Consider the following 5,373-nt stretch of genomic DNA (forward strand, 5'->3'; position numbering starts at 1 on the left):
ATTCTTCTCTTCAAGACGCTCCCTCTGCGAACACTACGCTTGCGCTCCGTTCAGAATGACAGTTCTTCGTCAAAATGCGTAAGTCCTAGAATAATAAGTCTTTGAGGTAGATGAACGAGTCTTTGAGGTAGATGAACGAGTCTTTGAGGTAGATGAACGAGTCTTTGAGGTAGATGAACGAGTCTTTGAGGGAGATGAACGAGTCTTTGAGGTAGATGAACGAGTCTTTGAGAGAGATAAACGAGTCTTTGAGAGAGATAAACGAGTCTTTGAGAGAGATGAACGAGTCTTTGAGAGAGATGAACGAGTCTTTGAGAGAGATGAACGAGTCTTTGAGGGAGATGAACGAGTCTTTGAGGGAGATGAAAGCTATTTTATTACTCTTTCCAGATAAAATTTTAAACCCTATTTCCAGGTTAGTCCGCGTAGGCGGACTTTGTTTGTATAGCCGCGATTTTAATCGTCAGGGCTTCTCACCAAATTTAAAAGCGATGCCAATAGCAACCTTGTAAAACGCACTTCATATCTACAAAGGTGCGATCGCTATCATCTAGATTTTAAACTGCTAAACGCAAGCAAGGACACTTTTGCAGAAACCCAGATGCTTTTTGTTCAGCATCTGGATTATCAATATGCGCTGGTGTGGGTCGAATAATGCCGCAAAATAGGTCATCTAAGCCGTAGGGGGTGAAAAATTGCCATTTTCCCTCAACATCTAGCTTCACGCCTACAGCAGTGGCTGTGTGGAGCCAATTTGCAATGCCGTCTTCTGTGCTAATAAAGGTTTGACGTCCATCACGCCAACGAGCGAAACTAGCTTGATTTTTGACATCAAATTTGTAGTCAGGAAATTGATTTGTCAAAGTTGTTTTTGCTGCTAATTCTTGAGAACGATTTCCTTGTTCATCAAAAAATGCAATATCAAAGTCATTAATAACTAAGTTACATTCTTTGCCGAAAATATAACGCCAAACTGTATTTCGCACCGCACCACCAGCTAACCACCAATTGGGCAGATTGATTCGCGCGATCATCGGCAGTACCATACCAACAGGCGAATCAGCTAAAATCATCTGTAAGCGTGTGTTAGCGTTCATTTTAAATTTATATGAATGTAGTAAGCGCTTCAGCGCTTAAAGTGCCTACTACAAGTTAAGCAGGTAGTTTTGCTTTACTTTGACTTTAGTAACTTCTTCGGGGGCTAAAAATTCCCCAATGAACAGCGCTGAAGCGCTGACTACAAGTTAAGCAGGTAGTTTTGGTTGAGTAGGACTGACAACAACTTGTTCGGGAGCTAAAAATTCCCGAATTAGTCTTGCTATGGCTTTTTGAACTAAGAGACTGGTAACTTGTTGACCCAGACGCTGCACCCCAGGATTTACCACCAACTGAGCAAGTTGGGGAACTAGCTGTCCGGCATCAAAGCCACGGGTTTCTTGGAGAATATTAAAAATACGTTTGATATGCTCTAAGGTTTGTTGCTGTTCAACTGATGCTGAGGGAGTTTCGTTGATTGCTGTCAAACCAACTCGTTCACGCAGTAAAGATGTAAAATTATGCAAAGCGTTTTTACCTAAAGCATCGACTCCTTTAACAGCTTCATCTACTACCCGATTGCGAATAAAAGCGCCTCTATCGGAAGATAGAAACTCTAATGCTTGATCTAATACCACATTCAAGTCGTAATCTTGATTGTTCCGAGCATTTTTTAACAAGTTTTCCAAACGGTTCCAGCGGAATGTACCTTCTTTAAACAGCAAATCTTGCAAAGATGCTCTTAATTGCGGTGCTGGGTCGGTTAATAAGCGTTTGGAAACGTAAGGATAAGCTTCGCTGAGGACTTTGAAGTTGGGGTCAATAAAAATCGCAATGCCTTCGAGCGTTACCAATGAACGGATAATTAAAGCGTAGTAAGGTGGAACGCGGAAGGGATACTCATACATCAAAGCTGATAATTCATCGGTGATGCTTTTGATGTTGAGGTCAGCAACGCTAGCACCTGCGGCATCGGCAAATACTCTCGCAAAAGCGGGAATAATTGGGGTTAAGTCAGTTTCTGGTGATAAAAACTCTAATTTGACGTAATCTTTCGCTAAACCATCAAAATCGCGGTTGACAACGTGGACGATCGCTTCAATTAAACCATATCTTTGGAGCGGTTGAATCTCGCTCATCATCCCAAAGTCAAGATAAGCTAGTTTACCATCGGGTGTGGCTAACAAGTTACCTGGGTGCGGGTCAGCGTGGAAAAATCCATGTTCTAATAATTGTCGCAAAGAACACTGCACACCCACTTCTATTAGATAACGTGCATCGATGCCTTGGGCGCGTATTTCGGCTGTATTAGTTAACTTAGTGCCGTTGATCCACTCCATCGTCAAAACGCGACGGTTTGTATATTCCCAGTAAATATTCGGTACATAAACGTCTTTCATGTGACCGTATAACTGAAAAAATCTCTCGGCGTTTTGTCCTTCGTGGATGTAGTCCATCTCTTCAAAGATGCGATCGCCTAATTCATCCAAAATCCCTACAAGGTCACTTCGCACCCTTTTAAAGGTTCTCTGCGCCCACCCCGCAAGACGACGTAAAATATACAAGTCAATTGTTATACCTTCGCGTAAGTCGGGACGTTGGACTTTAACAGCGACTTCCTCACCAGTACTTTTCAATTTCCCTTTGTAAACTTGTCCCAAAGAAGCTGCGGCAATTGGCTGGGGGGAAAGTTCTGAGTAAATCTCTTCTGGAAGCGCTCCTAATTCTTCTTGAATGAATTGATAGGCAATTTCATTCGGAAATGCCGGTAACTGGTCTTGTAGCTTGGTTAATTCTTCTAAGTATACAGGGGGAACCAAATCTGGTCTGGTAGATAGAGCCTGCCCAATTTTAATGTAAGCGGGTCCCAATCGTGTGAGCAATTCTCGCAACTGAGCCGCACGACGCTGGTCATTTTTGACGACAACTCCACGTTTGCTGTCCGACCACAAGCCAAAAGCAAAGGATAAACTCGGTGTTAAAACTGTGAAAATACGACGTAAAACTTGCAGGGGTCGTTTTTGATAATACGCTGCGAGAGCGATCGGATCGTAACGCAATTCGGGTTTTTGTTCTGGCGCGATCGCTACCTGAGATACCCTTGGTATCACCACAGGAACTATAGCACCATCTTTAGACACCACTTCAACATCAATCGGTTGGTCAGTTGGGGAAATTGTCTTAGCACTCATGAAGTTAGCCACCGGGTCGATACGTCCACGTTAAGTATTGTAACAATTTATGACAGTTGAGTCGCCCTCAGGCTGGAAGCCGCTGGCTCTAAATACAAAGCCCGCGATTAGGCAAGCTTCAAAACCCTTGATTTATTAGTCCACGCAGGTGGACGAGCGTTTGTTTAGCCGCACCCTTATAGGGTGACGGTGATGTGGTACAAGAGGAGTAACTTTTATTTACTTCGTCCATCAACATCAAAGTAAAATTAAACTAAGTAGGTGGGGTTTGAAGAGGGGGGAAAAAAAAGAAAAATATAATACATCTATTTAAACAACTCTTTATTTCCATACCTTTCCCCTTTCCCCCTCTTGATACAAGTGTCTCTTAATTTCAAAAATCCGGCGTCTACCTTAACGGAGAAATTGGTTTCATGTTACTCTGTCTGAGAATAGAAAATTTTGCCCTGGTTGACCAATTAGAATTAGAATTCGGCGCTGGACTAAATGTATTAACAGGTGAAACTGGTGCGGGAAAGTCGATTATCCTGGATGCCATTGATGCGGCTTTAGGTGGTAAAGTATCTAGTAGGCTGATTCGCACTGGTACAAGTCGAGCGATGGTAGAAGCTACTTTCACGTCTAATTCTGCCTTCGCAGCTTGGTTGAGCGAACAAGAAATTGATTCGATAGATGATAACTCTGTAGTTATTAGCCGAGAAATCACTGCGACATCAGGAAATATCCGCAGTCGATCGCGTGTGAATGGAGTTTTGGTAAATCGACAATTAATGACGGGGTTACGCGATCGCTTGGTGGAAATCACCGCTCAAGGTCAAACTGTACAAGTAGGACAATCTGCCCAAGTACGGGACTGGTTGGATCTTTACGGTGGGGAAAAGTTGATGCAACAGCGTCAAGTTGTGACAACGGCTTTTACAGCTTACCAAATCGCCCATCAACAAACCGAAAAACGCCGCACCTCAGAACGGGAACGTTTACAACAATTCGATTTATTAACTTATCAAGTTCAAGAATTGGGAACCGCAAATCTCTGCGAACCTGATGAATTGGAACAGTTAGAACAAGAACAGCAGCGCTTGAATCATGTAGTTGAGTTGCAACAAATGAGCTACAAAGTTTATCAAGCGTTGTACCAAAACGATAACGAAACTTTAACTGTGGGCGATTTACTCGCAGACAGCGAAGTGGTATTAAATGACATGGTAGAATACGATTCCCAGTTGCAATCGCTGCTAGATTTGGTAAGAGATGCTCAAACAGCGGTGGTAGAAGTAGCGCGACAAATTAACGCTTATGGTGAAGCTTTGGAATCAGATCCGCAGCGATTAGAAGAAGCAGAAGAGCGAATTCGGGAATTAAAGCAAATTTGCCGCAAATATGGACCGACACTTACCGAAGCGATCGCTTACTATCAGCGCATCCAATCAGAATTAGCTGAACTTAACGACAGCGAACAATCTATCGAAAGTTTGGAACAGCAAGAAAAAGTTTGTTTAGAAAAGCTGACTCAAGTTTCTGGGCAATTAACTGAATTACGTCGCACAGCAGCAGCAGCTTTAGAATTACGATTGCTAAATGAACTCAAGCCTTTAGCGATGGAAAAGGTAAAGTTTAAAGTTCAAATAGTGCTGACACTTCCCACGGCAGTGGGAGCGGACAAAATCACTTTTATGTTTAGTCCGAATCCGGGAGAACCGCTGCAACCTTTAACAGAAATCGCTTCTGGTGGAGAAATGAGTCGTTTTTTATTAGCGCTGAAATCTTGTTTTTCTCTAGCTGATAGTGCGGGAACAATGGTATTCGATGAAATAGATGTTGGTGTTTCTGGCAGAGTCGCACAAGCGATCGCCGAAAAATTACATCAACTCAGTCAACACCAGCAAGTATTATGTGTTACCCACCAACCTTTAGTCGCAGCAATGGGAGACTGTCATTTCCGGGTAGATAAGCAAACAATCAATAATAAGGGTAATGATGAAGTGCGTACAGTTGTCCGCGTCACCAGCCTAGATAATATTACCACCCGTCGCGACGAACTCGCACAGCTAGCCGGTGGAAAATCAGCAAATGAAGCGATCGCTTTTGCCGAATCACTCTTATTACAAGCTGCTAACCACCGAAGAGGAGTGGGGGAGTGGGGGAG

3 protein-coding genes are annotated in these 5,373 nt (G+C 43.2%); 1 reads left to right on the top strand and 2 read right to left on the bottom strand.

From position 1 onward, the window contains the following. Positions 1-557 precede the first annotated feature (557 nt). Both OGM63_RS24440 and OGM63_RS24445 read right to left on the bottom strand, forming a co-directional pair. Positions 558-1,097 (bottom strand): nucleotidyltransferase family protein, encoded by a 540-nt coding sequence (locus tag OGM63_RS24440; RefSeq protein WP_263748271.1) that lies wholly within the window; start codon positions 1,095-1,097, stop codon positions 558-560. A gap of 147 nt (positions 1,098-1,244) precedes the next feature. Further along, on the bottom strand, positions 1,245-3,227 hold the full coding sequence (locus tag OGM63_RS24445; RefSeq protein ID WP_263748272.1) for an ABC1 kinase family protein: 1,983 nt from the start codon (positions 3,225-3,227) through the stop codon (positions 1,245-1,247). A gap of 413 nt (positions 3,228-3,640) precedes the next feature. Here OGM63_RS24445 and recN point away from each other — a divergent pair. Continuing rightward, positions 3,641-5,373 (top strand): DNA repair protein RecN (gene recN / locus OGM63_RS24450; RefSeq protein ID WP_263748273.1); only part of this gene is annotated, 1,733 nt, incomplete at its 3' end.

It is taken from the genome of Plectonema radiosum NIES-515 (genome assembly GCF_025753815.1).
GTDB lineage: Bacteria > Cyanobacteriota > Cyanobacteriia > Cyanobacteriales > Nostocaceae > Hassallia > Hassallia radiosum_A.

What these genes read in the sequence shown, in the direction of transcription:
- OGM63_RS24440 (WP_263748271.1), bottom strand. Translation starts at nt 1,097, where the DNA reads ATGAACGCTAACACACGCTTACAGATGATTTTAGCTGATTCGCCTGTT.
- OGM63_RS24445 (WP_263748272.1), bottom strand. Translation starts at nt 3,227, where the DNA reads ATGAGTGCTAAGACAATTTCCCCAACTGACCAACCGATTGATGTTGAA.